Consider the following 26,282-nt stretch of genomic DNA (forward strand, 5'->3'; position numbering starts at 1 on the left):
CCGGTGGATCGGGCGACTGTTGCGGTCACCTGGGTGACGGTGCGCTCACCTCCGTGTCCGCGGTCGGCGTCTGCTCGGGCACTGCTGTCCGGACCAGGTGCGGGGCGCCGTCCCGTCCGGACGACCGTACCGCCCGTTCACACCGGGCAGCGAGGTCGCGACGATCGAAGCCCGGCCACTCGAGCGGTGCAACCGTCACCGACGCGACCAACCCGCGTGAGCGCACGAGCCGGGCGATCGAGGCTCCGATCGTCTCCTCACCCACAAACGCAGGCGCGGCGGTCCGCACGCCGGTGTGGTCCAGGTAAGCGAACCCGATCGGCTGCACCGGGCACTCCGCATCGATGGCGGCCTCGAACAGCGCCGATCGAAACCCCCCGTAGGCGCGACCACACCAGGTCGTCCCCTCGGGGAAGACCGCGACACGCTCACCGGCTTCCAATCGCGTGCGGACGGTGTCGACGACACCGGGCAGAGCACGCAGGCGTTCGCGTTCGATGGGAATCACGCGCATTCGCCGCGCCAGCGACCCGAGGGTGCCCCAGTCCAGCAGGTCGGCGCGAGCCACGAACCCCGCTGGAGAGACGGTCATGATCACCAGCACGTCGACCCACGACACGTGAGGGGCCACGACGAGGAGTCCCCCCTCGTACCCGCGCCTGTCACGAAGGTCCGTGACGGTCACGCGCATTCCCACGCACCGCAGCAGACCGCGGGCGCCCGCGCGCAGGACCGCCTCTCGCGCAGAGGCCGGGGCAAGCCGGGTCGCTGCGAGAATCGGGGCACAGGCGAGGAGCACCACGACGCTGAAGGCACGCATGACGACGGTCGGCCACGCGACGCGACGTGACGCCGAGGGGAGACAACCCTCGCCGCAGGGGCTCGCCGGCATCCACGCGTGCGCGCGTGCGGTCATGCTTCGCTGCTTTCCGCGGCGCTCCGAAGTCTGTCGAGATAGCGGATGTTCGCGTCGTGCAGACTCAGCATTGCGACGAAGTCCGCTACGCCGAAGCCGGGATCGTGTGCGGGTTCACCGCAGATCCGGGCACCGAGTCGTAGATATCCGCGCATGAGCGGCGGAACGGTCACTCGCGCGGGCTCGTCGACTTCGTCGAGGCATCGACCGTCGACGGCCACCGGGTTCAAGGGACGGACCCGTCGTTCCGGCTCGATGCCGTGGCGTTCGAGCACCATGTCGCGCACACCCCGGACGTTTGCTCCCACAGCCTCGCCGGGATGGAGCTGCATCGGCACCGAGACGCAACCGATGACCCGATCGTGGCCCGTCAGCTCCAGGTAGCGAAGAATCCCGGCCCACATGAGCGTCAGGACGGATCCGGAACGGTGGGCTGCATCGACGCACGCGCGACCCATCTCGACGGCACGCAGACCGTAGGGGCCGAGGGCGGTGAGGTCGAATTCGGTGGCGGTGTAGTAGCCGCCTGCCTCGAACGCCGCGCGCGGCGGCAGCATCCGGTAGCAACCGACGAGTTCGCCGGTGCGGCTCTCGTGCGCGAGGAGGTGGTCGCAGAAGTCGTCGAACGGGTCGGCGTCGAGGTCGCTGCCGTCCGCGGGTAGTGCGAAGCCGGGTTCGGCGGCGAACACTCGGCGCCGTAGTCGCTGCGCGGCTTCCCGGTGGTGTGCCTCGGTGGAAATGCTCAGGGAGTATCGCGGACCGGACAGCACCGGAACCGTGGATTCTCGCGTGTGTGACAGCACCGCTGATGTGGTCATGGTGCAGGTGTAGCGCGGCGGTGCGGCACGTCGGCAGCGGTGCGGTGTCTCGTTCGTGAACAGGGTGGAACAACCGCGCGGCCCCACCCCGGGAGTCCGGGATGGGGCCGCGCGGAGTACTACGCGAAGGACCTTCTCAGCCCTTGTGCTTCTTGATTGCCTCGGTCAGCTGCGGTGCGACGTTGAACAGGTCGCCCACGACGCCGTAGTCCGCGATCTCGAAGATCGGGGCCTCTTCGTCCTTGTTGACCGCGACGATGGTCTTCGAGGTCTGCATGCCTGCGCGGTGCTGGATGGCACCGGAGATGCCGAGCGCCACGTACAGCTGCGGCGAGACGGTCTTGCCTGTCTGGCCGACCTGGAACTGGCCCGGGTAGTAGCCGGAGTCGACAGCGGCGCGCGAGGCACCGACTGCGGCACCGAGCGAATCGGCGAGCTCCTCGACGACCGAGAACTTGTCGGCACTGCCGACGCCGCGGCCACCGGAGACGACGATCGACGCCTCGGTGAGCTCGGGGCGGTCGCCACCGACGACAGGCTCACGCGAGGTGACCTTGACAGCGTTCTCTTCCTGCGCCGGAACCTCGACGTCGACGCGCTCTGCCGCACCGGCCTGCGGAGCGGACTCGATGGCACCCGGGCGAACCGAGATGACCGGAACCTCGCCGTTCGCCTTGGCGTCCACGGTGTACGCGCCACCGAAGATCGAGTGGACTGCCGAACCGTCGCCCTTGACGTCGACGACATCGACGAGCAGGCCCGAGCCGATACGAGCGGCGAGACGGCCGGACACCTCCTTGCCCTCGACCGATGCTGCGGTGAGGACGGCTGCGGGGCTGGTGGACTCGACGAGGGCGGCGAGAACGTCGACCTTCGGGGTCACCAGGTAGCCGTCGACGAGGTCTGACTCGGCGGCGTAGACCTTGGCGGCACCGGCCGCGGCGAGCGCTTCCTGCAACTTGTCTGCGGTGCCCGCGGGGCCTGCGACGACGGCGGACGGCTCACCGAGTGCACGTGCGGCGGTGATGAGCTCGACGCTGACCTTCTTCAGTGCACCCTCGGCGTGCTCGACGAGCACGAGTACTTCTGCCATTGCTTGCTTCTCTCCCTAGATATGTCTGCTGTGTGCCGTGGGGCGCGATCAGATGATCTTCTGGCCGACCAGGTACGTGGCGATCTGGTTGCCGCCCTCGCCCTCGTCCGCGACGCGCTCACCCGCGGTGCGCGGGGGCTTCGGCGTGACACCGGTGACGGTGGTGGCAGCGTTGGCGACACCGAAGATCTCCGGGTCGAGACCGATCTCGGCGAGCGTGAGGGTCTGCACTTCCTTCTTCTTCGCGGCCATGATGCCCTTGAAGGACGGGAATCGCGGCTCGTTGATCTTCTCGGTGACCGAGATGATCGCGGGCAGCGGAGCCTCGATGCCGAAGAGGCCCTCGTCGGTCTCGCGCTCGCCGGAAGCCTTGCCGTCGGCGACGGTCAGCTTGCGCAGGTGGGTGAGGTGGGGCAGGCCCAGGTACTCGGCGATGATCGCCGGCACAGCACCCGCCCGACCGTCAGTGGCTTCGTTACCTGCGATGACCAGCTCGACGCCCTCGATCTGACCGAGCGCAGCAGCAAGCGCGTACGAGGTCTGGATGGCGTCCGATCCGTGGAGAGCGGGATCGTTGAGGTGGATGGCCTTGTCAGCACCCATCGACAGCGCCTTGCGGATCGCATCGGTGGCGCGGTCGGGTCCGGCCGTGAGGACGGTCACCTCGCCGCCGTCGCGCTCCTTGATGAGCAGGGCTTCTTCGACGGCCCGCTCGTTGATCTCGTCGAGCACGGCATCGGCTGCTTCACGGTCGAGGGTGAAGTCGCCGTCGGTGAGCTTGCGCTCGGACCACGTGTCGGGGACCTGCTTGATCAAAACGACGATGTTCGTCATGGGTCTACGTCGACCTCCTGTGTGTAGCTGCTTCGGATCGGAGAGGCGATGCCTGAACCGACTACTCGTGCCTTTCGCACGCTGCGTGCGTCAGGTTACCAAACGCTAAGTTACTGGGTGGTAACTTAGCGGAATTCACGGTTCACCATAACTGCAGACGAGGAGCGAGATGGCTGTGATCTGGACCACCGAGTCCGACGCCACACACGGTGGGTCTACTCTCGGGGCGGTGAGCGACTCCACCGTCCGCGCCGACGGCGCGCAACAGCTGCCACTGACCGGCGAACGGACCGTCCCCGGCATCGCCGAAGAGAACTATTGGTTCCGCCGCCACGAAGTGGTCTACCGCGACCTGCTGCCGCGATGCGCCGGCCGCACCGTCCTCGAAGCCGGTGCGGGCGAGGGTTACGGAGCCGACATGATCGCCGACGTCGCCACGCATGTCATCGGGCTCGACTACGACGAGAGCGCTGTCGCGCACATCCGCGCCCGCTACCCGCGCGTCGACATCCGTCAGGGCAACCTCGCAGAGCTCCCCCTCGACGACGCCTCCGTCGACACGATCGTGAATTTCCAAGTCATCGAGCATCTTTGGGACCAGGATCAATTCCTCCGCGAATGCCACCGCGTCCTGACACCCGGAGGCGAGCTGCTCATCAGCACCCCCAACCGCATCACCTTCTCCCCCGGGCGCGACACCCCGCTCAATCCCTTCCACACCCGCGAACTCGATGCCACCGAGCTCACCGAACTCCTCGTGGACGCGGGTTTCCGCGTCGAACTCGTCACCGGCGTCCACCACGGCAGTACTCTGCGCGCACTCGATGCCAAATACGGAGGCTCGTTCATCGATGCGCAGATCGAGCGTGCCCTTGCCGGTGAGCCGTGGCCCGACGAACTCACCACCGACGTCGCGGCCATCACCTCCGACGACTTCGCGCTCTTCTCCGAGAACATCGACGACAGCCTCGACCTGGTCGCGATCGCGGTGAAGGATCCCGCTCCATGAGATCCGAAACCGCACGCGAACCGGGGATGTTCGCCCTGGTCCTCCACTCGCATCTCCCCTGGCTCGCGCACCACGGACGGTGGCCGGTCGGCGAAGAATGGCTGTACCAGTCGTGGGCCGCGACCTACCTTCCCGTTGTCGACGTCCTGCGCCGCCTCGCCGACGAGGGACGTTCACGGCTACTGACCCTCGGCATCACGCCCGTGCTGGCCGCACAACTCGACGATCCGCACAGCCTCACCGGAATGCACCACTGGCTCGGCAACTGGAAGCTGCGCGCACACGAAGCGGCCGGAATGGCCGAACCGTCCTATCGCGCACTCGGCGCCCGTGAGCATCGCGCCGCCGACCGGGCACTCGAGACCTTCGAAACCCAGTGGCGCCACGGCGGATCGCCCGTCATCCGCAGCCTCATCGACGCCGACACCATCGAACTTCTCGGCGGACCGCTCGCACATCCGTTCCAGCCGCTGCTCGATCCCCGGCTCCGGGCGTTCTCGTTGTCCGAAGGGCTGGAGGACGCACGCCAGCGGTGGCAACACACCCCACGCGGAATCTGGGGACCCGAATGCGGATTCACCCCCGGTATGGAAAAAGGTTACGCCGCAGCCGGTGTCGAGCACTTCATGGTCGACGGGCCCGCGCTGCACGGCGACACCGCACTCGGACGGACCGTCCGCGACTCCGAGGTCGTGTGCTTCGGCCGTGATCTGCAGGTCTCCTACCGGGTGTGGTCTCCGAAGTCCGGATACCCCGGGCATTCGGCATACCGCGACTTCCACACCTACTGCCACGACACGGGTCTCAAGCCCTCACGCGTGACCGGACGTTCTGTCGCATCGGAGGACAAAGCCCCCTACGACCCCGACCTCGCATCGGCGGCCCTCGATCGGCACGTCGCGGATTTCGTCGACACCATCCGGAAGCGCCTGCGCAGCGAATCTGCCCGAATCGGCCGCGACGCCCTCGTCGTCGCCGCGTTCGACACCGAACTGTTCGGGCACTGGTGGTACGAAGGACCGATCTTTCTGGAACGACTGCTGCGCGCCCTGCCGGAAGCCGGGATCGAGGTCGGCACCCTCTGCGACGCACGCGACCGCGGATACGTCGGCGGACCGGTCGATCTAGAGGACTCGTCATGGGGATCGGGAAAGGACTGGCGGGTGTGGGCCGGGGATCAGGTCTCCGATCTCGTCCAACTCAACGACGAGGTCGTCGCCACTGCACTCGACACCATCGACAAGTCTCGCGACGCACTCGGATCGAATGCCCCGGCCTTGCGGAACCGCGTGCACGACCAGATTCTGCGTGAAGCACTGATGACCGTTTCGAGCGACTGGGCATTCATGGTCAGCAAGGACACCGCTGCCGGCTACGCGCGCGACCGCGCCCACAAGCACGCCCATGCCACACGTGAGATCGCGGCCGCGGTCGCAGAAGGCCGTGCTGCCGCCGCGACCCGGCTCGCCGACGCATGGAACAGAGCAGACGATCTGTTTCCCGGACTCGACGCGCGGCGCCTTCCCGGACGACACGGAGGTCCCCTGTGACAACGACGATCGCCCGCCGGCTCAAGATCCTCCTTGTGTCATGGGAGTACCCCCCGGTCGTGGTGGGCGGACTCGGCAGGCACGTGCATCATCTGGCGACCGAACTCGCCGCAGCCGGACACGAGGTGGTGGTGCTGTCACGCCGTCCCACGGGCACCGACGCATCGACCCATCCGACGATCACGCACATCTCCGAGGGCGTGCTCGTCGTCGCCGTGGCCGAGGACGTGCCGCACTTCGAGTTCGGCACCGACATGCTCGCCTGGACACTCGCGATGGGCCACGCGATGGTCCGCGCAGGAGTCGGGCTCAGCCGCGGCGGCATCGGCGACGGCTGGCAACCCGACGTCGTGCACGCGCACGACTGGCTCGTCGCGCACCCTGCAATCGCCCTTGCCGAATACTTCGACGTTCCATTGGTTTCCACCCTCCACGCCACCGAAGCAGGCCGGCACAGCGGATGGCTGTCGGGTCGCATCAACCGGCAAGTCCACTCGGTGGAATGGTGGCTGGCCAACGAATCGGATGCGCTCATCACGTGTTCGGCATCGATGCGCGACGAAGTCACCGAGCTGTACGGGCCCTCGCTGCCCAAGATCTCGGTGATCCGCAACGGTATCGATATCACCACGTGGTCCTACCGGGAACGGCAACCCCGGACCGTGCCGGCACAACTGTTGTACGTCGGCCGGCTCGAGTACGAGAAAGGTGTGCAGGACGCGATCGCGGCGTTGCCGAAGATCCGGCGCTCCCATCCGGGCACCACGCTCGTCGTCGCCGGTGAGGGGACCCAGTTCGAGTGGCTGCGTGAACAGGCGCGCCTGCACCGGGTGGCACGGTCGGTGACCTTCGTCGGCAACCTCGACCACACCGAACTGCTCGGCTGGCTGCACGGCGCCGACGCCATCGTCCTGCCGAGCCGCTACGAGCCGTTCGGCATCATCGCCCTCGAAGCAGCAGCAGCGGGCACTCCGCTCGTCGCGTCCACCGCAGGCGGTCTCGGTGAAGCGGTGGTCGACGGCGCGACGGGGTTGTCGTTCCAGCCCGGCGATGTCGCAGGTCTGGTGTCCGCGGTACGCGAGACTCTCGACGATCCGGTCGCAGCGCAGGAGCGGGCATGTGCAGCACGTGAACGACTCACCGACGACTTCGACTGGGGCGTGGTCGCCGAGGAGACCGTCGAGGTCTACGCCGCCGCGAAACGCCGGGTCCGGCATCCGATGGCGCGGCCGACGATCCCACAGCGTCCCCTGCCCGATCGCGGCTGAGCTACCGGCCGTCCTCGTCGACGTGCAGGCCCTTGCGGTAGGTTCGGACTATTTCGGGGACACATCCGATGCGGGCAGCAACGGAGGTTGCCTGTCGAACCACGGGTCGGCCTGCTCGAGTTCACCGGCGAGTGCGAGCAACAGTGCCTCGCCGCCGAGCGGGCCGACGAACTGCACCCCCAGCGGCACTCCGTCACTCGTCCAGTGCAGCGGCACGGAGATGGCCGGACGGCCGGTGATGTTGGCCAGCTGTGTATAGGGGGTGCGGCCGAGGTTGTCGTCGATCACCTTGTCGATCAACCCACTCCAGCGCGCGAGTCGTCCCATCCGGGTCGCCATGAGGGCCGAGCCGAGTGTTCGCATCCACCTCGGCGTTGCCAGTTCGCCGACCCGAGCAGGCGGATACGCCAGTGTCGGTGTGAGCAGCAGGTCGTAGCGTTCGTGGAACGCGGAGAGGTCGCGAATGTAGCCCGCCCAGCGGGCATGTGCGGCAAGATAGTCCGGCGCCGACACCGATCGGCCGAGTTCGGCGAGAAATCGGGTGTCGAACTCGAACCCGTCCGGCCCACACCCGGTGCGGCGCCTGGCCTCGTCGACCTCGAGCGCGAGCGACGCGAACCACATGGTCAGGAAGTCGGCGGCAAGGCGGCGCTCGTCGATTCCGGTCTCTGCAGGTTCCACGCGGTGTCCGAGTTCGTCGAGCAGCACCACCGCGCGATCGACTGCAGCGACGGCCTCGGTATGGACGCCGGTACCGATCGGAGAGTCGGTCGCGTAACCGATCCGTAGACGCCGGGGTGGCGTCTCCAACGCTGCCGCATAGGAACCGGGAATACCAGCGGTGGCATACGGTGCCGCCGGGTATGCCCCGGCCATCACGTCGAGCATCGCGGCCGAGTCGCGGACCGTTCGGCTGATCACACCGTTCGACACGGCGCCGTGCAATGGTTCACCCCCGACCGGTCCCGTGGGTACCACGCCCCGGCCAGGTTTGAGACCGACGAGACCACAGCAGGCCGCTGGGATACGGATCGAGCCGCCGCCGTCGTTGGCACCCGCCACCGGCACCACACCTGCTGCCACCGCCGCTGCGGAGCCACCCGAGGAACCGCCGGGGGTGAGCTCAGGGTTCCACGGATTGCGGGTCGCCCCGTTCACCTCGGGTTCGGTGATGCCCTTCGCACCGAACTCCGGTGTATTGGTCTTGCCGAAGATCACCAGACCGGCACCGATCCAGCGATCCACCACCACGGAGTTCTCCGCCGCCGGCATCTCGGTGAGCGCTCGGGAGCCGCTCCCGTCGGGAGTCCCGATGACATCCTGCATCAGGTCCTTGACCAGGAACGGAACACCTGCGAATGGCCCGGACAAGGGTCCGTCGGCCCGCACGCGGGCGCGCTCGTCGAGCCGTTGCACGACCGTGTTCAACGTCGGATCGACAGCGTCGAGGCGTGCGAGCGCCGTATCGAGCAGCTCGATCTTCGATACCTCACCTCGGGCCACAAGTCCCGCGAGGCCCACCGCGTCGTAACGGCGATACTCGGCATAGTCCACGGTCGTCCCTTCCTGCGAGCCCTGTCAGGACGCAGAGTTCGCGTCGACGGGCGGGTCACCCGCCTTCTTGCGCGCGATGTCCTCCAGTGCGGCGACATAGGCCGCACGATCGGCTGCACCGGCTTCCCATGCGTCCTTCCGGTTCTTCACGACCTTGGCCGGGGACCCCACGGCAATGCCGTAATCGGGGATGTCCCCCTTGACGACAGCGTGTGCTCCCAGGACGCACCCGCGCCCGACCCGGGTGCCGCGCAGCACCGAGACCTTCGCAGCGATCCAGGTGTCAGGACCGATCCGGACGGGGCTCTTCACGATGCCCTGGTCCTTGATCGGATAGGTGATGTCCTCGGTGCGGTGATCGAAGTCGCAGATGTAGCACCAATCGGCGACCAGGGTCGATGCGCCGATCTCGATATCGAGGTAGGTGTTCACCACATTGTCCTTGCCGAACACGACCTTGTCGCCGATCCGCAGTGATCCTTCGTGGCACCGAATGGCGTTGCCGTCGCCGATGTGGACCCACTTGCCGATCTCGAGCCGCGCCAGTTCCGGTGTCGCGTGGATCTCTACATTCTTTCCCAGGAAGACCATGCCGCGCAGCACCACGTGCGGGTTCGAAAGCTTGAACTTCGCCAATCGGTAGTACCGCACCAGGTACCACGGGGTGTACGCCTTGTTGTTCAACACCCACCGCAGCGATGCCGGTGTCAGGAATCGGGCCTGTTCCGGATCACGACGCCGCGAACCACGCCACCTGGTGCTCAACGGTGCACCCCACATGCTCGTCATGGCACGAAGCCTACGGCGTCGAGACACACAGCCTACGGTCTGCCTCGCCCGGAGCGTGTAACACCCGGCCCGATACGCTGGCGTCTCGAATCCGAAAGTCGTGAAGGAGTTGAGCGATGCGGGGTGCCCGGCGAGCTGCGGTGCTGACGGCGACGGCAGCACTTGCGTTGAGCGGGTGCGGTGGCGGCGATTCCGATGGACCATATTCGGCGGGCGCGTGGCCCGGACGCCATTCGGATGGGCGCAACAGCAACACGACCGTCAGCGAGGGGCTCGACGACGTCACGTCGTCGTGGTCGCGGGCGACCGGTGGTGCTGTCGGCTCACCGGCGACGGTGGCACCGAACGGCCAGGTCACCATCACGTCGGCTACAGACGCAGGATGCAACATCTTCTCGTACCAGATGGACAACGGCCGCAAACGCTGGTGTACACGCCTCGGTCCAGGAGTGGCGGACATCAGCCCGGTCGCTGACGATGTCGCCAACGTGTATGTCGGTGAGGCCGGTGGCCTGCTCTCGTTCACCGAGAACGGCCAGCGCCGCTGGCGGATCCCGGTGAGCGGCACTCCCCGCGCCGTGCAGTTCGCCGGTGACGGAAGTCTGGTCGTGATCACACATTTCGGTCAGGTCAACATCGTCGATCCGCAGACCGGAATGCTCCGTGCACCGCTGTTCGATCTGGTCCCGATCCCCGGGGTCGAGGACGGTAGCAATATCCCGCGCCGGGAACCCGACCACGGATTGGCCGGATGCTTCGGTGGCTCCCCGGATTGCCCCGTCGCGACCACCCCCGCCGTCGACCGGGACACCGGCCGCATCTTCACGACGGTGTGGCGTCCCGGCGCCGACCGGGCCGCGCTGGTCGCTCTGCGGTACCCGGGGGGCGAGGCCCCCATCGTCACCGAGGAATGGTCGAACGTCGATCTTCCTGGCGGCGCCACGACAAGTCCGGCGCTCTCGGCCGATGGCACCACGGTGTACGTCCACGACGGCGAAGGTGCATTGTGGGCGATCGACGCCGAGACCGGACAGGCTCGATGGAGTCACGACCTCGGATACACGCCGGCGACCGGTCCTGCCGTCACCGATGACGGCCTGCTCGTGCTGTCGCCCGGTGGCCCCGGCGCGCTCACCGCCCTGCGCGACACCGGCGACGGCGCGGAGGCCGCCTGGGAGCGCGACGACGTCCGGCAGGCCGGTGTCCCGGCACTCACAGCGAACGGTCGCGGCTACACGATCATTTCGGGCGACGACGGCCTCACGGCGCTCGTGTTCGACGTGACCGACGGACGGACTCTCGACGAGGAGATACTCCCCGAGACGACCGGGTTCTCTGTTGGGACGGCTGTCGGTCCGGACGGTCAGCTCGTCGCCGCGACCGTGAACGGTGAGTTGTACGTGCTGGACGGCGCCGAGGACTGAGCCGCACCCTGCGGACAGCAGGGTGTCAGCGGCTCGCGCGGCACACGAAAGCCACAGGCGTCCGGCCCACCCGGGTGAGCACAATGCTCAGGGCGTCGGTGCCTCGTAGCTTCAGTCGCGGGCGCAGCTGGGCGGGGTCGACGTCGACCCCGCGCACCAGGATCTCGGCCGAACCACAGTCGAGTCGAGCGAGTGCCTGCCGCAGGTTCTTCTCGGAGTACTTCAGCTGCTCGAGTACCCGGAAACCGCGCACACCGTCAGGAAGCACATCACCGGTGAGATAGGCGATGCGCGGGTCTAGTTGCCACAGACCGTGTCTCGCGGCGTAATGCCGCACGAGGCCTGCACGCACGATCGCGCCGTCCGGGTCGATGATCCATTCGCCGGGAGCCTGCGCGGGGATCTCGTCGTCCATCGCATCGGTGATCTCGACATCCGCCCCGTCCGACCTCAGAACGGTGGCGCGACGACGGATTCCCGTCTCGGTCAGGCCTGGCGAGTAGAGGCAGGCCTCACGGACACCCGAGTCGAGCGAGACGACCTCGACCTCGCCGTCCCATGCAAGTTTGTCGAAATCGAGTCCGGGAGCGCACTTCACGGCGAGATCGCGACCGGAGTAGACGTCGAGCAGGTCCGGAAGCGGAGGCTGCAGCGCGGCCGGATCGTGGGTACGCTTGCCACCGGACCTGCGCGCCGGATCGGCGATCACCGTGGTTCCGCGTGTCACCGGTCGCAACGCATCGGCCCGAACCACATGGGCGCCGGGAACATTGTGGACCGCCATCGCGAGACGCACCCCGTCGAGATCGCTCCCGACAACGGTGTCGGCCACACCGACCAACGCGGCCAGTTCTGCCCCCACCGAACAGGTCACATCGTGAACCTGCCGACCTGCGAGGCGACGCGCTCGGTGCGCTGCGACCGGCGACGGGGTCGCCTGTTGCACCGCGTCATCGGTAAGTAACCACCCCTGCGCGCCTCGCAGCTTGGTTGCGGCCTTGCGACGCGCCATCACCGTCTCGACCAGAGGCGCCGCGCGGTCACCGAAACGCGTACGAACCCAGTCGATATCCGACAGACGCGTACGCGTCGACAGCTCCCGGGCGTCGACATCGGACAGTGCTGCAACGCCGTGATCCGACGTCAGATACTCGACGTCGGTGAGCGTGAACTCGTAGCCCAACTACTTGCCGGGCTTCACGCCGGTGATCATCACGTTGTAGAAGAAGTTGCGTGGCACCACATGTTTGAGCACGTTCTCGTCGACCCAGCTGAGGGTCTTCCAGCCACCGAATGCGAACTTGGCCCAGTTCCAGCCGAGCTTCTCCTCGGGGACCGCCGCTTCGAACGTGCGAACCGGCCAACCGAGCAGTGCAGCCGCGAATTCTTCGCTCGAAGCTGCGACCTCGACCGCACCCGCCGAAGTGGCGAGCTTCTCGAGATCCGCGGGGTCGAACGTGTGCAGGTCGACGACCGCTTCGAGCGCCGCGGCACGCGAGGACTCGTCGAGTTCGGTCTGCGGGCGGCGCCAGTCGCTCAGGAACGGCAGCTTCGTGATGGTGGTGGTCGCCTCCCAGGTGATGCGACCGAGCCACCGCGCGTAGAAGTTGCCGACGGTGCTGGGCTCGCCCGCGAAGACGAAACGTCCGCCCGGCTTGAGCACACGCAGCACCTCACGCAGCGACTGTTCGACGTCGGGGATGTGATGCAGGACCGCGTGGCCGACGACGAGATCGAAGGTGTCGTCCTCGTAGGGAATGGTTTCGGCATCGGCAACCCGGCCGTCGACGTCGAGGCCCAGGTTCTCCGCGTTGCGCAGCGCGACCTTGACCATGCCGGGCGACAGGTCGGTCACAGACCCGCTCTTCGCGACCCCGCCCTGCATGAGATTGAGCAGGAAGAAGCCGGTGCCGCACCCGAGTTCCAGGGCGCGCTCGTACGGCAGCTGCTGCTCACCGGCCGCGAGATCGAAGCGACCGCGAGCGTAGTCGATGCACCGTTCGTCGTAGGAGATCGACCACTTCTCGTCGTAGGTCTCGGCTTCCCAGTCGTGATAGAGCACCTGAGCGAGCTTGGAGTCCTCGAGAGCAGCCGCGACCTGTTCGGCGGTGGCGTGCGGGTTCGGCGCGGGATCGGTCCCGTCGGTCCTGCTTGCAGTCATGACGCAGATCCTACCCGGCAGTAAGCACTCGACAAGTGTCCCGTCCCGACGACTATTTGCCCAGGAATTCGGCCTTGCCCGGCCCGTTCTCGATGAACGACTGCATGCCGATCGTACGGTCCTCGGTGGCGAACAGGCCCGCGAAAACATGCTGCTCGATCTTCAGGCCGGTGTCGAGATCGGTATCCAGTCCCTGGTCGATCGCGGCCTTCGCGGCTGCGAGTGCACGGCTCGCGCCCGTGGTGAACTGCGAGGCCCATGTGCGTGCGGCGTCGTACACGGCGTCGGGTGCGACCACCTCGTCGACGAGCCCGATCGACAGGGCCTCGTCGGCGCCGACGAAGCGACCGGTGAAGACGATGTCCTTGGCCTTCGAGGGTCCGACGAGACGCGCCAGTCGCTGGGTTCCACCGCCGCCCGGGATGATTCCGAGCAGCACCTCGGGGGTGCCGACCTTGACGTTGTCGCCGGCGATACGGCGATCCGCGCCGAGTGCGAGTTCGAGTCCGCCGCCGAGTGCGTACCCGGTGAGCGCCGCGACCGTCGGCTTCGGGATGTCGGCGACAGAACCAAGAGCGGACTGCAGATCCTCGACGATCTTGCTCATCTGCACGTAACTCAGGTCGGCCATTTCCTTGATGTCGGCACCGGCGGCGAAGACCTTCTCGCCGCCGTACACGATCACGGCCTTGACGTCGTCGCGCACGGTGGCTTCGCGCGCGGCGTCCCGGATTTCCTCCTGGACCTGCCGGTTCAGGGCATTCATCGGGGGGCGGTCCAGTCGGATCGTGCCGATGCCGTCGGAAACCTCGAGTGTCACGAATTCAGCCATGCGCCCCAGCCTAGAGGTCGTCGCAGGAGGCGTCCCGATGAGCCGAGGCAGATGTCGTCCTCGGCGAGCCGAGTCAGATGTCACTGCGATTTGCCCAGGGGTGCGGGCCGCCTCCCTCGTAGTAGCCCTCATCGCCGTCGAACGCGATATGGATTCCGGCGTCGGTCCGGCTCATGACAGGCAGGATCGTGGGAATTTCCGGCTCGGCCGCCAGGATCTCGGCGACCGTCGCGTACTTCGACAGTCCGATGAGCTGAGACCAGGTGGGGGGAAGCAGCACCGACCGCCCGGATTTCCAGTGCTCGAGCGCCTCTGCGGGAGTCTGCCAGAGCACTCGCTCCGCCTCGCTGGTCTCACCGTCGGCGTTCTGCCCGTCCGGCGCGGCAGCCACGAAGAAATGCGTGTCGTAACGCCGACGCTCCCCCAACGGGGTGACCCAGCGCGCCCACGGGCGCAGCAGGTCTGCGCGCAGGACAAGCCCTTCCCGGGTGAGGAAATCACCGAACGACAGTTCGCGTGTTTCGAGTTGCGCGCGTGCCTGCGCGTGAGAGGCGGTGTCGGCAATCACCGAATCGGGGTCCTTGCCCGCCAGGAGCACACCGCACTCTTCGAAGGTCTCACGAACCGCGGCGAGCACAAGTGCCTGCGCCCTCGACTGCGTGACGTCGAAGCGTCGCGCCCACCAGTCGACATCGGGCCCTGTCCACCGCAGCGACACCTCGCTGTCACTGCGGTCGACGCCGCCGCCGGGAAAGACGGTCATACCGCCTGCGAAATCCATCCCTACGACACGCTGCAGGAGGAAGACCTCGATGCCCCGTGCCGAGTCCCGGACGAGCATGACGGTGGAGGCGTCCTTGACCGGCACGGAGGTGGGATCGAAGACGCTTGCCGAGCGTTCGTTAGCCATTCTCGGAGCCTAATCGATCAGTCCGGCTCGACCCGTCCCGGTCTCAGCCCCGCCGGTGTCTCCCCGGCTCGCTCGTGCGGCGAGCAAAGAAGCGGTCGTCGGCCTTGTCCAAAGTGATCGACTGGCTGAAGGCAGCGCTCAGATTCTCCGCGGTGATCACATCGTCGATCAGGCCCTGCGCGACCACACCGCCCTCCTTGAGCAGCATCGCGTGGGTGAATCCCGGCGGGATCTCCTCGACATGGTGGGTGATCAGGACCGTCGCAGGCGCGTCCGGGTCGGCGGCGAGTGTCGCGAGCCGCGCCACCAGTTCCTCACGGCCGCCGAGGTCCAGGCCCGCAGCAGGTTCGTCGAGCAGTAGCAGTTCCGGATCGGTCATGAGCGCCCTGGCGATCAGCACCCGCTTGCGCTCCCCCTCGGAGAGGGTTCCGTAGGTGCGCTGCGCCAAGTGTTCGGCGCCGAGGCTCTCGAGCATCTCGACCGCGCGGGTGTGGTCGACGTCGTCGTACTTCTCCCGCCACCGGCCGAGCACACCGTATCCGGCGGAGATCACCAGATCGACCACCAACTCATCACGAGGGACGCGATTGGCGAGCGCGGACGACGACAGTCCGATGCGAGGCCGAAGTTCCGAGAGGTCGGTGCGGCCGAACGTCTCGGCCAGCAGGTGCGCGATACCGGACGTCGGGAAGTCCTCGGCAGCCGCGACACGCAGCAACGACGTCTTACCCGCGCCGTTCGGACCGAGCACCACCCAACGCTCGTCGAGTTCCACCTTCCAGGTCACGGGGCCGACGAGGACATTTCCTCCTCGCCGCACCAAAACATCTTCGAATTCGATGAGCAGATCGGGATCAGGTTGTGCCACGCCGTCCATCTTCGCTCACGTCCCTACTCGGGACACGGCAGGATCTCCTTCGTGTCGTCATCCACTCGTGTGCATGCCTCCGCCGATCGCACGGCCGAGGCCGATCGATCACCGTTTCCCCTCGGCGCAACACCGGGCGACAGGGGTACTCACTTCGCTGTCCACGCTCCGCATTGCGACCGCCTGCAGGTCTGCCTGATCGACGACGACGATCGGGAACGCCGCGTCGACCTGCCCGACCGCACATTCGGTATCTGGCACGGCACGATCCCCGATGTCGGTGCCGGCTGTAGGTACGGCTATCGCGCGCACGGGCCCTGGAACCCCCGCGACGGCCTGCGAACCAATCCGCACAAGATCCTGCTCGACCCGTGGGGCCGACAGGTCACCGGAAGCGATGTCGGCGACACCGCGCGATTGCTCGCGTACGACGACGAGCCGTTCGGCTCGATGTCCTGTGTCGATTCGCTCGGGCACACGCCCCTGTCCGTCGTCACCCCGGCTGCCTCGTCCGAGACGGCACAGCATCGCCGACCGTCCATCCCGTGGGAGGATACCGTCATCTACGAATTGCACGTCGGTTCGTATACGGCCGCGCATCCCGGCGTACCGAACGCGCTTCGAGGTACCTATCTCGGATTGGCGGACCCGGCGGTGATCGGCCACCTCGTACACCTGGGTGTCACCGCGGTCGAACTCCTGCCAGTGCATGCATTCGTCACCGAACCTCCGGTGCGGGCCAGGGGAATGCGCAATCACTGGGGGTATTCGACCGCGTCGTTCTTCGCACCACACCCCGGTTATGCCGCGGTACCCGGCAACGAGATCGCAGAGTTCCGCACGATGGTCACGGCGCTGCACGACGCCGGGATCGAGGTGATCCTCGACGTCGTCTTCAACCACACGTGCGAGTGGTCGGTCGCGGGACCGAGCCTGTCGTGGCGCGGGCTCGATGCTCCCGGGTACTACCTTCTGAACGACAACGGCCACGATATCGATCTGACCGGCTGCGGCAACACCGTCGATGGCACGTCGCCGATCACGGTGCGGATGATCTGCGACAGCCTGCGCTATTGGGCAACGGACATGGGCGTGGACGGTTTCCGGTTCGATCTCGCGAGTGCCCTGGGCCGCCGACTCGGCGGCGCGTTCGACGCTCGCGCAGCTTTGTTCACCGCCATCACCACCGACCCAGTGCTCACCGAATGCAAACTCATCGCGGAACCGTGGGACGCGACGTCCGAGGGTTATCAACTCGGCCGGTTCGGTGTCCAATGGTCCGAGTGGAACGACCGCTACCGCGACGCTACCCGACGCTTCTGGGCGCGACGTTCCGGAGTGCGTGAGATCGCTTCTCGCCTGACGGGGTCGGAGGAACTGTATCGGCGCTCCGGCCGCCGGCCGTCGGCGTCGATCAATTTCGTCACCGCGCACGACGGGTTCACTGTCGCCGACGCAGTCTCGTTCACACGCAAACACAATGCCGCGAACGGTGAGGACGGCCGGGACGGTTCCGACCACAACGAGTCGGTGAACCACGGCATCGAAGGGCCGACCGACAATCTCGCGATCCTCACCGCGCGCGCTCGACACGTCCGCGCCTTGCTCGCCACATTGCTGCTTTCGGCGGGCACTCCCCTGCTCCTCGCGGGCGACGAGTTCGGCCACACCCAGCGCGGCAACAACAACGCGTACTGTGTCCCCGCCGGGACGCCGGTATCCGAGGCGTGGCCGCTCGACTGGGAACGCGCCGACCACGCACGCATCGAGTTCGTCCGTTTCCTGTTGGAACTGCGGCGCAGAGTGCCCGTGCTCCGGCAACGTCGATTCTTCGAAGGCCGTGCCCGCACGGTCGGTTATCCCGATCTCGTGTGGTTCGGGGGCGATGGCAACGAACTGCAGAATGCCGACTGGCACGACGACGACCGTCACACAGTGCAGGCGTGGCTGGACGGATCGGGGCTGGAAACGGTGACGTCGACGGGCAGACCTCTTCCGGACACCAGCGGCCTGTTCGTCCTGCACGCCGGCGACTCGATGGCGGTGACGTTGGCGAGCCCCGAGTGGTACCACGGCGACATCCGGTGTGTGTTCGATTCTTCCGCGGCCGATGGCCGTCCGATCGATTCGGCCGCGTACCGCGTGGGGTCGTCGTTCTCGCTGACAGGACCGACCGTACTGGTGTTCCGGGCCGCGAACTGACCAGCGCGGCGGCGAGTGTTTCGCGTCAGGACGCTGACCCGTCAGGACACGGTGGCGATCACGGTCATCGAGCCCGGTTCGACCTCGGTGAAGCCGGCGTCGCGCACCGCGACGCCTGCCCCTTCCTCGACTCCGACTGCGAGCTCACCCCACCGGCCCGGGTCGGCGTCACGAACCGCACACCGAAAGCCGGTCGCCGCCCATGCGCGCGCCGAGTCGACGTCGAGGGCCCCGGCCAGCAGCATCGAGGCATGGCCGACCTGAGCCGCGGCTTTTCCGACCGTCATTCCGAGTGCCGCGTTCACCCACAGCACAGGCACCCCCGCGGGAGCATCGACGGGATCGTCGTGAGGCAGATCCGTACCACCGATCTGCAGTCGCGCGATACGAGGATCGAGGTCGCCCACCGGGCCGGGGACGAGCGCGCGGGCCTGCGCTCCACCACGGTCGACGGTCACCCCATCGATCTCCTGCACGGCACGCCAGTGCACTCCGCGGGCGCGACGGCTCACCTTGCGAATCCGGGCATCGTTCCACGAAAGGAACGCCTCCTGCCACTCGCCCGGTCCACCGTCTTCTCCGGCGCCGACCCGAGGGTCCAGGCACAGCGCCACTGTCGCGACGGCCGCGGCCTCGAGCAATGCGCTGCGGGCAGGAGGCTCGGCTTTCGGGATGTGCAGGACGAGGGGCATCGCGAGCACTGCAGACGGATCGTCCGGGTCGTCGCGGTGTCCGTAGCCGCCCGCGAGTACCCCGTGCCTGGATCGGAATCCGGGATCGGCGAAAACCGGGTGCGGCTCAGGCACCGTGCTCGAGTGGGACACGCCGGAGCGTTCCGTCGCCGCGGTCTGCTGCCTCGATCTCCTCCCGCGTCACGCCGAGGACGAACAGGACCGCGTCGAGATACGGGTAGGACAGCGCGGTGTCGGCGACCTCACGCAGCGCGGGCTTCGCGTTGAAGGCGATACCGAGACCGGCTGCGCTGAGCATGTCGATGTCGTTCGCGCCGTCGCCCACCGCCACGGTCTGCTCGATCGGGACGCCGGCGTCGTCGGCGAACTCCCGGAGCGCGCGTGCTTTCGCCGCCCGGTCCACGACGTCGCCGATGACCCTGCCGGTGAGCTTTCCGTCGACGATCTCCAGTGTGTTGGCCCGCACGAAGTCGAGTTCGAGGTCGTGCGCGAGGCCTTCGATGACCTGACGGAAGCCACCCGAGACGACTCCGCAGCGGAATCCGAGACGACGCAGCGTCCGGATGGTAGTGCGTGCACCGGGCGTCAGTTCGATCTGCTCGGCCACCTCGTCGATCACGCTGGCGGGCAAGCCCGCGAGGGTGGCCACTCGCTGCTCGAGCGATTCGGTGAAATCGAGTTCCCCACGCATCGCGGCCTCGGTGACGGCACGGACCTTGTCCTCGACACCGGCATGTGCGGCGAGCATCTCGATGACCTCACCTTGGACGAGCGTCGAATCAACATCGAACACGATCAGGCGCTTCGATCGGCGGGCGAGCCCACCACGCTCCACGGCGATATCGACGTCCAGACCCGCCGCGAGTTCCGCCAGTGCCTTGCGCAGGGCTTCGTCGGCGACGGCGCCCTGGTCGGTGGCGGTGACCATCAACTCGAGGCCGGTGAGCGGGTAATCGGCGATGCCGCGGATCGAGTCGATGTTCGCTCCGAGGGAGGCGAGCGTACGACCGACGGAGCGCATGGCGCGGGCGCTGACGGGGCTACCGAGCACGACAACCGCATGGGTGGAGACAGCGCGGCCGTTCACCGGCCGGGCGCCGACCTCGACATCGGCGTTCATACCGATGGTGGCCATGGCGGCCTCGACCTCGTCCTGCAGGGCCTCGGGATCACCGGGGCACACCACTACGACGCCGAGCGTGAGCCGCCCCTTGATGACAACCTGCTCGACATCGAGCAGGTCCACGTCGTGGCGGCTCAACGCGGCGAACAGCACCGAGGTCACACCGGGATGGTCCGGGCCCGTCACCGTCACGAGCACAGTGGTCTCAGACGCCACTACGTCTCCGATCTTCGTCAGTCGAATCGTGCACGGCCGAAACACGTGCGCGTCCATTGTTGCAGTCGCGTGTGTCCCTGACGTGCGGGGGTTGGGCCCCTGCGAATCGCCTCGGGCCACAGAAGGCGAAGACCCCGCCCGTGGGGGGCGGGGTCTTCGTCAAAGCTCTTTCAGGGATGGCGCGTCTAGTCTTCGCCGGCACGCGGGTGGTCGCCGGGAGTGCGGTCCGCACCCTCGAGCACGTTCACGTTGTGCTTGTGGCTACCCGGTCCGACATGCGCTTCGGCGCGCATCCGCTCCACCATGTGCGGGTAGTGCAGTTCGAATGCGGGACGCTCCGAGCGAATGCGCGGCAGCTCCGTGAAGTTGTGGCGCGGCGGCGGGCAGGTGGTGGCCCACTCGAGCGAGTTGCCGTAGCCCCACGGATCGTCGACCGTGACGACCTGGCCGTAGCGGTAGCTCTTGAAGACGTTCCACATGAACGGCAGTGTCGAGGCACCGAGGACGAAGGCACCGATCGTCGACACGATGTTCAGATTGGTGAAACCGTCGGTCGGGAGGTAGTCCGCGTAGCGACGGGGCATGCCCTCGTTGCCGAGCCAGTGCTGCACCAGGAATGTCAGGTGGAAGCCGACGAAGGTAAGCCAGAAATGCCACTTTCCGAGACGCTCGTCCATCATCCGGCCGGTCATCTTCGGGAACCAGAAGTAGATGCCTGCGTAGGTGGCGAACACGACGGTACCGAACACGACGTAGTGGAAGTGCGCGACGACGAAGTAGGTGTCGTGCAGGTGGAAGTCCAGCGGAGGGCTCGCGAGGATGACGCCGGACAGACCGCCGAACAGGAAGGTGATCAGGAAGCCGACCGAGAACAACATCGGTGTCTCGAACGTCATCTGACCTCGCCACATGGTGCCGATCCAGTTGAAGAACTTCACGCCCGTCGGCACAGCGATCAGGAACGTCATGAACGAGAAGTACGGGAGCAGCACCGCGCCGGTTGCGTACATGTGGTGAGCCCACACGGCGATGGAGAGCGCAGCGATGCCGATCGTCGCGTAGACGAGGCCGGTGTAACCGAAGATCGGCTTGCGGCTGAAGACCGGGAAGATCTCGGAGACGATGCCGAAGAACGGCAGCGCGATGACGTAGACCTCGGGGTGGCCGAAGAACCAGAACAGGTGCTGCCACAAGAGGACACCACCGGTGGCCGGGTCGTAGATGTGACCACCGAGGTGACGGTCGACGAACAGGCCCATGAAAGCGGCGGTCAGCAGCGGGAAGACCAGCAGGATCAGGATGCTGGTGATCAGGATGTTCCAGGTGAAGATCGGCATCCGGAACATCGTCATACCGGGAGCACGGAGGCACACGACGGTGGTGATGAAGTTGACGCCACCGAGGATGGTGCCCAGGCCCATGACACCGAGGCCGAGGATCCAGAAGTCCGCGCCGACACCCGGGGAGTGCAGCTCACTGGTGAGCGGCGTGTATGCCGTCCAGCCGAAGTCGGCAGCGCCGCCGGGGGTCACGAAACCGAGCATCACGATCGTCGCGCCGAACAGGTACAGCCAGTAGCTGAACGCGTTCAGACGCGGGAACGCCACGTCGGGCGCACCGATCTGCAGCGGCAGGATGTAGTTCGCGAACGCGAACACGACCGGCGTCGCGTACATGAGCAGCATGATCGTGCCGTGCATGGTGAACAGCTGGTTGAACTGCTCGTTCGACAGGAACTGCAGGCCCGGAACCGCGAGTTCGGTGCGCATCAGGAGGGCCATGAGGCCACCGATGAGGAAGAACGAAACCGAGGTGATCAAGTACATGATCCCCAGATCCTTGGGATCTGTGGTGGTGATCATCTTGTAGATGAACGAACCCTTTGGTCCCTGCCGCGGCGGGTATGGCCTTGCTGCAGCTATCTCTGGGACTGGCTGGGGCGCTACGGCAGTCACTAATCCTCCTGAATGCGCGCTCGACTCGGGCTGGAGGCGAACGGTCTCTCTGGCTTGCGCTCATCGAATCGTAGACCGTGCGCGCACCACTCGTTAACCGGGTCCTACTCGCTGTCGTACTCGGCCGCCACACTACCGCTGAACCCGCGATTCGCACACGAGCGAATCGCCGCGTCCAGCACGTCACACACCCCGAGTGACGCACATCACTTCGCGGAGAAGTGCCCGCGTAGAGCAACGTTCTCGACGCGGCCCACTGTGGCAGGATCGCCGGGGCCGATCTGCACAAGCGATAACCTGATTCGTCCCCTCTAGAGGAAGTGGTGGAATTGCCCGCGCACCGTGTCCGCATCGTCGCTCTCGCCGCCGCCACGGCCGCGCTCACGGTCGCCGGCTGTTCGGCTCCGGCCGACGACCCGGCCTCCGAGATCGTGCGCACCACCACCCGCATCGCCGGCGCCGCCGTGGTGGGTATCGAACGCGACACGACGACGGCGTGCGCGCTGCCGAGCCCCACCGACCCGGGCCTACCCGCCGGCGGCACGCACGGAGTCATCCACACCGCCGGCGTATCCGAGGTCCCGAACGATCCGCAGCGGATCGTGGTCCTCGACACAGCGTCACTTGACGCCGTGTGTGCACTGGGACTGTGGGAACGCGTCGTCGGTGTGAGCATCGCCGCGGACGAACGTCCCGAATACCTCGGCACGGGTGTCTCGGAGATTCCCGCGATCGGTTCGGCCGGCTCCCCCGATCTCGCTGCGATCGAGCAGGCCCGACCGGATCTCATCATCGGCGCAGCGGCCGACACGGGACTCTACGACTCGTTGTCGTCCGTCGCACCGACCGTCGTCGTCGGATCCGACCAGGTGTTCTGGCGGCAGCAGTTCGAGCGCGTCGGCGAGTCGCTGGGCCGTTCCGAAGCGGCACGCAGGGTGCTCGAGGAGTACTCCGTCGCAGCGACCGAACTCGGACGCGAACTCACCTCGTCGCAGACACAAGCGTCTCTCGTGCGCTTCACCGGCGACGAACCCACCATCGACGGCACCGCGTCGTTCGCCGGTCAGGTCCTCGCCGACCTCGGGGCAGAGAGGCCTGCACCGCAGCGGTTCGGGGTCGAGGACGGCCGCGCCTTCCGACAACTCGACACAGAGGACCCATCGCCCGCTGACGGAGATGTGATTTTCGTCCGATTCGCCGGACAGAACGGCCTCGATCGGGGTACGGAGTACATGAAGCGGGACGAGTGGCTCGATCTCGGTGCCGTCACCGACAACCGGCTGTTCTCCGTCTCGGACGAGGTGTGGTCCACGCCCGGCCCGGTCGCGGCCCACGCAGTACTGACAGATCTGAGGCACACACTCAATGGCTATTCGAACTGACAACACTGCAGGTGTCCGCCGGATCGGCATCACTCTCGCGGGCGCACTCACACTGGGCACACTGGCTGTCGCGCCGGTAGCCGCCCAGCCTGCCGACCGGCCGGACATCGAGGTATTCGCCGCCGACGGTACGACTCCTCTCGGCGACGCTCCCGTCCACGAAGGCGACACGGTGGTCGTCCGCGGTACCGGGTTCGACCCCGAGGCCAACCGCACCGGCGGGCTGCCGCTACCGGTGCCGCCCGGTGTTCCGCACGGCACCTTCGTCTCGTTCGGCGGTTTCTCCGAGCACTGGCGCCCGTCCGAGGACGCCCCCACCGAGAGTCGCGCCACGGTGCGCTCCACCAACGCGTGGGTGTTGTCGGAACGTGCATTGAACCAGGTTCCGGATCGACCGTTCGACATGCGCCGCACGGTGCGGCAGCAGTGGGTTCCGCTCGCCGACGACGGATCGTTCACGGCCACGATCACCATCGACGCGCCCGAGACCGTTCCCGACGATGCCCGGTACGGCATCTACACCTTCGGCGCGGCCGATGCGGTCAACGCCGAGCAGGAGTTGTCGGTCCCGGTGAACTTCGACCCCTCCCCCGGCCCGAACGCTCCGGTTGCGCCGTCCCAGGACCTCGTGTGGGGATTCGCCCCCGGCTACAACGATCTCGTCACGGGAACCACCCAGGGCTCGGTCGTGGGCCGCGACGGCGCCTCGGTTCGAGACGACGGAACGATGACCTTCGAGCTCTCCGAGGCGCGGATGGACAAGAACACCGGCCTCGGACGCATCGAGTACCGCGGCACGGTCGTGTCGTTCACGCGCTTCCATCTGCTCGAGATCGCCCTCGCGAATCCTTGGATCGAGTTCACTGCCGACGGCACCTACCTGACCGCGGAATCATCGACCGGCGATCAGGTCGGCAGCGACTCGATGAGCCGCATCACACTGGCCCGCCTCGATACACCCGCCGAGGGCGGACGCACCCAGTGGAGCAATGTGCCCGCCCGGTTCACGGTGCCCCTGCAGCCGACCGTCCTGCTGCCCTACTCGGGGCAGACCGCGTCCCCTGTGTCGTTCCACTTCTGACGTGCTGGGACGGACTCATGCCCATCCCTGATTTCGTCGCTGCCCTCCGCACTCACGTCGGCCATGATCCGCTGTGGTTGTCCGGGGTGAGCGCAATTGTGCTCGGCGACGACGGCCGTGTCCTGCTCACCCGCCGCGCCGACAACGGCAAGTGGGCGGTGGTGTCGGGCATCCTCGAGCCCGGTGAGGAACCGGCCGCGGCGGCAGTCCGCGAAGTGGCGGAGGAAACGGGGGTCGACGCCGAGGTGCTCCGGCTCACGAGCGTCGACGTCACCGAGCCGATCACCTATCCCAACGGGGACGTCGCGCAATATCTGGACGTGTCGTTCGTGATGCGCGCGACCGGCGGAGCGGCCCGGGTCGCCGACGACGAGAATCTCGAGGTGGCGTGGTTCGCACCCGACGAGCTGCCCACACCGCTCACGACCACGTCGGCGCTACGGTTGGAGAGGGCGCTCGCCGGCCGTCCCGAGGCCTGGTTCCGGAGCCCCTGACCCGCCCCGAACATCGCTGCGGCCGAACGCCGTCCGAAAAGAACGACATTCGGCCGCAGTCATACGGTCGAACCGGATGTGGCAGCCGGATCAGAAGTCCCAGTCGTCGTCCTCCGTGACGACGGCCTTGCCGATCACATACGAGCTTCCCGACCCCGAGAAGAAGTCGTGGTTCTCGTCGGCGTTCGGGGACAGTGCCGACAGAATCGCCGGGTTGACGTCGGCCTCGTCCTTCGGGAACAACGCCTCGTAGCCGAGGTTCATCAGCGCCTTGTTGGCGTTGTAGCGCAGGAACTTCTTGACGTCCTCGGTGAGACCGACCTCGTCGTACAGATCCGAGGTGTAGTGGGTCTCGTTGTCGTACAGCTCGAGCAACAGGTCGAAGACCCAGTCCTTGAGTTCGTCACGCTCGGCCTGCGAAACCTGTTCGAGGCCCTTCTGGTACTTGTAACCGATGTAGTAGCCGTGCACGGCCTCATCGCGGATGATCAGACGGATCACGTCGGCGGTGTTGGTGAGCTTCGCGCGCGATGACCAGTACATCGGAAGATAGAAACCCGAGTAGAACAGGAACGACTCGAGCAGCGTCGAGGCCGCCTTCCGCTTGAGCGGATCGTCCCCCTGGTAGTAATCGAGGATGATCTGGGCCTTGCGCTGCAGGTGCTCGTTCTCCTCCGACCACCGGAACGCATCATCGATCTGACGGGTCGAGCACAGCGTGGAGAAGATCTGCGAGTAGCTCTTGGCGTGCACGGACTCCATGAAAGCGATGTTGGTCAGCACCGCCTCCTCATGCGGCGTGACCGCGTCGGGGATCAGCGACACGGCACCGACGGTGCCCTGGATCGTGTCGAGCAGGGTCAGGCCGGTGAACACCCGCATGGTGAGCTGCTGCTCGTATTCGGTGAGCGTGCCCCACGACGGAATGTCGTTGGACACCGGCACCTTCTCGGGCAGCCAGAAGTTGCCGGTGAGGCGATCCCACACCTCGGAGTCCTTCTCGTCGGGGACGCGGTTCCAGTTGATCGCGGAGACGCGATCGATCAGCTTGACGCGTGTGCCGTCGGCCGGCGTGTGCGCTGCTGTAGTCATCGGTTACCTACCTGAATTG

23 protein-coding genes are annotated in these 26,282 nt (G+C 66.7%); 8 read left to right on the top strand and 15 right to left on the bottom strand.

Features of this window, described 5'->3' with window-relative positions; translation table 11 throughout:
- Window positions 1-25: 25 nt before the first annotated feature.
- From ACSYG9_RS26495 to ACSYG9_RS26510, 4 genes are all read right to left on the bottom strand, one after another.
- Entirely contained in the window at window positions 26-916 is an 891-nt protein-coding gene (locus tag ACSYG9_RS26495; RefSeq protein WP_440125227.1) for a 1-acyl-sn-glycerol-3-phosphate acyltransferase, read from the bottom strand.
- Window positions 913-1,734, bottom strand: coding sequence for a GNAT family N-acetyltransferase (locus ACSYG9_RS26500; RefSeq protein WP_454840530.1), 822 nt, complete (start codon window positions 1,732-1,734; stop codon window positions 913-915). The genes ACSYG9_RS26495 and ACSYG9_RS26500 overlap by 4 nt, the downstream gene beginning before the upstream one ends.
- Before the next feature lie 136 nt (window positions 1,735-1,870).
- Window positions 1,871-2,827, bottom strand: coding sequence for an FAD-binding protein (locus tag ACSYG9_RS26505; RefSeq protein ID WP_440125229.1), 957 nt, complete (start codon window positions 2,825-2,827; stop codon window positions 1,871-1,873).
- 48 nt (window positions 2,828-2,875) lie between these two features.
- Entirely contained in the window at window positions 2,876-3,661 is a 786-nt protein-coding gene (locus tag ACSYG9_RS26510) for an electron transfer flavoprotein subunit beta/FixA family protein (RefSeq protein WP_440125230.1), read from the bottom strand.
- A 175-nt stretch (window positions 3,662-3,836) separates the two neighbouring features.
- Between ACSYG9_RS26510 and ACSYG9_RS26515 the strand changes: the two genes are divergently transcribed.
- The 3 genes from ACSYG9_RS26515 to ACSYG9_RS26525 are packed head-to-tail and all read left to right on the top strand — an operon-like array spanning window position 3,837 to window position 7,488.
- A complete protein-coding gene (locus ACSYG9_RS26515) occupies window positions 3,837-4,670 on the top strand; it encodes a class I SAM-dependent methyltransferase (RefSeq protein WP_454843048.1) in 834 nt (277 codons plus the stop codon).
- Window positions 4,667-6,220 carry a 1,4-alpha-glucan branching protein domain-containing protein gene (locus ACSYG9_RS26520; protein ID WP_454840532.1) on the top strand — a complete coding sequence of 518 codons (1,554 nt, stop codon included), beginning with the start codon at window positions 4,667-4,669 and terminating at the stop codon, window positions 6,218-6,220. The genes ACSYG9_RS26515 and ACSYG9_RS26520 overlap by 4 nt, the downstream gene beginning before the upstream one ends.
- Entirely contained in the window at window positions 6,217-7,488 is a 1,272-nt protein-coding gene (locus tag ACSYG9_RS26525) for a glycosyltransferase family 4 protein (RefSeq protein WP_454840534.1), read from the top strand. Before ACSYG9_RS26520 ends, ACSYG9_RS26525 begins: the two co-directional genes overlap by 4 nt.
- 48 nt (window positions 7,489-7,536) lie before the next feature.
- On the opposite strand, the gene ACSYG9_RS26530 is transcribed toward ACSYG9_RS26525, so the two are convergent.
- Together ACSYG9_RS26530 and ACSYG9_RS26535 are read right to left on the bottom strand one after the other, a co-directional pair.
- Window positions 7,537-9,042 (bottom strand): amidase family protein, encoded by a 1,506-nt coding sequence (locus ACSYG9_RS26530; protein WP_440125233.1) that lies wholly within the window; start codon window positions 9,040-9,042, stop codon window positions 7,537-7,539.
- A 24-nt stretch (window positions 9,043-9,066) separates the two neighbouring features.
- Complete coding sequence (locus ACSYG9_RS26535) at window positions 9,067-9,831, bottom strand: acyltransferase (protein WP_440125234.1); 765 nt, start codon at window positions 9,829-9,831, stop codon at window positions 9,067-9,069.
- Window positions 9,832-9,947: 116 nt separating this feature from the next.
- Between ACSYG9_RS26535 and ACSYG9_RS26540 the strand changes: the two genes are divergently transcribed.
- Window positions 9,948-11,255, top strand: a complete 1,308-nt coding sequence (locus ACSYG9_RS26540; protein ID WP_454840537.1) for an outer membrane protein assembly factor BamB family protein — start codon at window positions 9,948-9,950, stop codon at window positions 11,253-11,255.
- A 25-nt stretch (window positions 11,256-11,280) separates the two neighbouring features.
- Here the strand turns inward: ACSYG9_RS26540 and ACSYG9_RS26545 are convergent, their stop codons facing one another.
- The 5 genes from ACSYG9_RS26545 to ACSYG9_RS26565 form a co-directional block, all read right to left on the bottom strand.
- Window positions 11,281-12,438: a THUMP-like domain-containing protein gene (locus tag ACSYG9_RS26545; RefSeq protein WP_440125236.1), complete on the bottom strand. Its 1,158-nt coding sequence runs from the start codon at window positions 12,436-12,438 to the stop codon at window positions 11,281-11,283.
- Window positions 12,439-13,416: a class I SAM-dependent methyltransferase gene (locus ACSYG9_RS26550; protein WP_440125237.1), complete on the bottom strand. Its 978-nt coding sequence runs from the start codon at window positions 13,414-13,416 to the stop codon at window positions 12,439-12,441.
- Window positions 13,417-13,468: 52 nt separating this feature from the next.
- Window positions 13,469-14,248: an enoyl-CoA hydratase-related protein gene (locus ACSYG9_RS26555; protein ID WP_440125238.1), complete on the bottom strand. Its 780-nt coding sequence runs from the start codon at window positions 14,246-14,248 to the stop codon at window positions 13,469-13,471.
- A 73-nt stretch (window positions 14,249-14,321) separates the two neighbouring features.
- Window positions 14,322-15,158: an NUDIX hydrolase gene (locus tag ACSYG9_RS26560; protein ID WP_440125239.1), complete on the bottom strand. Its 837-nt coding sequence runs from the start codon at window positions 15,156-15,158 to the stop codon at window positions 14,322-14,324.
- 43 nt (window positions 15,159-15,201) lie between these two features.
- A complete protein-coding gene (locus tag ACSYG9_RS26565) occupies window positions 15,202-16,035 on the bottom strand; it encodes an ABC transporter ATP-binding protein (RefSeq protein WP_454840540.1) in 834 nt (277 codons plus the stop codon).
- 42 nt (window positions 16,036-16,077) lie between these two features.
- On the opposite strand from ACSYG9_RS26565, the gene glgX reads away from it, so the two are divergent.
- On the top strand, window positions 16,078-18,228 hold the full coding sequence (gene glgX / locus ACSYG9_RS26570; protein ID WP_454840542.1) for a glycogen debranching protein GlgX: 2,151 nt from the start codon (window positions 16,078-16,080) through the stop codon (window positions 18,226-18,228).
- A 41-nt stretch (window positions 18,229-18,269) separates the two neighbouring features.
- On the opposite strand, the gene ACSYG9_RS26575 is transcribed toward glgX, so the two are convergent.
- The 3 genes from ACSYG9_RS26575 to ctaD form a co-directional block, all read right to left on the bottom strand.
- Entirely contained in the window at window positions 18,270-19,034 is a 765-nt protein-coding gene (locus tag ACSYG9_RS26575) for a peptidyl-tRNA hydrolase (RefSeq protein ID WP_440125242.1), read from the bottom strand.
- Window positions 19,027-20,316, bottom strand: a complete 1,290-nt coding sequence (serB, locus tag ACSYG9_RS26580) for a phosphoserine phosphatase SerB (RefSeq protein ID WP_440125243.1) — start codon at window positions 20,314-20,316, stop codon at window positions 19,027-19,029. The genes ACSYG9_RS26575 and serB overlap by 8 nt, the downstream gene beginning before the upstream one ends.
- Window positions 20,317-20,444: 128 nt before the next feature.
- Window positions 20,445-22,214 carry an aa3-type cytochrome oxidase subunit I gene (gene ctaD / locus ACSYG9_RS26585; protein WP_440125244.1) on the bottom strand — a complete coding sequence of 590 codons (1,770 nt, stop codon included), beginning with the start codon at window positions 22,212-22,214 and terminating at the stop codon, window positions 20,445-20,447.
- A gap of 323 nt (window positions 22,215-22,537) precedes the next feature.
- On the opposite strand from ctaD, the gene ACSYG9_RS26590 reads away from it, so the two are divergent.
- The 3 genes from ACSYG9_RS26590 to ACSYG9_RS26600 are packed head-to-tail and all read left to right on the top strand — an operon-like array spanning window position 22,538 to window position 25,171.
- Window positions 22,538-23,596 (top strand): iron-siderophore ABC transporter substrate-binding protein, encoded by a 1,059-nt coding sequence (locus tag ACSYG9_RS26590; protein WP_454840544.1) that lies wholly within the window; start codon window positions 22,538-22,540, stop codon window positions 23,594-23,596.
- Entirely contained in the window at window positions 23,580-24,677 is a 1,098-nt protein-coding gene (locus ACSYG9_RS26595; RefSeq protein WP_440125246.1) for an HtaA domain-containing protein, read from the top strand. The genes ACSYG9_RS26590 and ACSYG9_RS26595 overlap by 17 nt, the downstream gene beginning before the upstream one ends.
- A gap of 17 nt (window positions 24,678-24,694) precedes the next feature.
- The gene (locus tag ACSYG9_RS26600) at window positions 24,695-25,171 is read left to right on the top strand and encodes an NUDIX hydrolase (RefSeq protein ID WP_454840546.1); all 477 of its coding nucleotides are present in this window, start codon (window positions 24,695-24,697) and stop codon (window positions 25,169-25,171) included.
- 90 nt (window positions 25,172-25,261) lie between these two features.
- Here ACSYG9_RS26600 and nrdF read toward each other — a convergent pair whose 3' ends face one another.
- Window positions 25,262-26,263: a class 1b ribonucleoside-diphosphate reductase subunit beta gene (nrdF, locus tag ACSYG9_RS26605; RefSeq protein WP_440125249.1), complete on the bottom strand. Its 1,002-nt coding sequence runs from the start codon at window positions 26,261-26,263 to the stop codon at window positions 25,262-25,264.
- Window positions 26,264-26,282 lie beyond the last annotated feature (19 nt).

This window comes from Rhodococcus sp. SJ-2 (genome assembly GCF_053750035.1).

What these genes read in the sequence shown, in the direction of transcription:
- ACSYG9_RS26555 (WP_440125238.1), bottom strand. Translation starts at nt 14,248, where the DNA reads ATGGCTGAATTCGTGACACTCGAGGTTTCCGACGGCATCGGCACGATC.
- ACSYG9_RS26550 (WP_440125237.1), bottom strand. Translation starts at nt 13,416, where the DNA reads ATGACTGCAAGCAGGACCGACGGGACCGATCCCGCGCCGAACCCGCAC.
- ACSYG9_RS26565 (WP_454840540.1), bottom strand. Translation starts at nt 16,035, where the DNA reads ATGGACGGCGTGGCACAACCTGATCCCGATCTGCTCATCGAATTCGAA.
- ACSYG9_RS26520 (WP_454840532.1), top strand. Translation starts at nt 4,667, where the DNA reads ATGAGATCCGAAACCGCACGCGAACCGGGGATGTTCGCCCTGGTCCTC.
- ACSYG9_RS26495 (WP_440125227.1), bottom strand. Translation starts at nt 916, where the DNA reads ATGACCGCACGCGCGCACGCGTGGATGCCGGCGAGCCCCTGCGGCGAG.
- ACSYG9_RS26560 (WP_440125239.1), bottom strand. Translation starts at nt 15,158, where the DNA reads ATGGCTAACGAACGCTCGGCAAGCGTCTTCGATCCCACCTCCGTGCCG.
- ACSYG9_RS26600 (WP_454840546.1), top strand. Translation starts at nt 24,695, where the DNA reads ATGCCCATCCCTGATTTCGTCGCTGCCCTCCGCACTCACGTCGGCCAT.
- nrdF (WP_440125249.1), bottom strand. Translation starts at nt 26,263, where the DNA reads ATGACTACAGCAGCGCACACGCCGGCCGACGGCACACGCGTCAAGCTG.
- ACSYG9_RS26535 (WP_440125234.1), bottom strand. Translation starts at nt 9,831, where the DNA reads ATGACGAGCATGTGGGGTGCACCGTTGAGCACCAGGTGGCGTGGTTCG.
- ACSYG9_RS26500 (WP_454840530.1), bottom strand. Translation starts at nt 1,734, where the DNA reads ATGACCACATCAGCGGTGCTGTCACACACGCGAGAATCCACGGTTCCG.
- serB (WP_440125243.1), bottom strand. Translation starts at nt 20,316, where the DNA reads ATGGACGCGCACGTGTTTCGGCCGTGCACGATTCGACTGACGAAGATC.
- ACSYG9_RS26540 (WP_454840537.1), top strand. Translation starts at nt 9,948, where the DNA reads ATGCGGGGTGCCCGGCGAGCTGCGGTGCTGACGGCGACGGCAGCACTT.
- ACSYG9_RS26510 (WP_440125230.1), bottom strand. Translation starts at nt 3,661, where the DNA reads ATGACGAACATCGTCGTTTTGATCAAGCAGGTCCCCGACACGTGGTCC.
- ACSYG9_RS26595 (WP_440125246.1), top strand. Translation starts at nt 23,580, where the DNA reads ATGGCTATTCGAACTGACAACACTGCAGGTGTCCGCCGGATCGGCATC.
- ACSYG9_RS26505 (WP_440125229.1), bottom strand. Translation starts at nt 2,827, where the DNA reads ATGGCAGAAGTACTCGTGCTCGTCGAGCACGCCGAGGGTGCACTGAAG.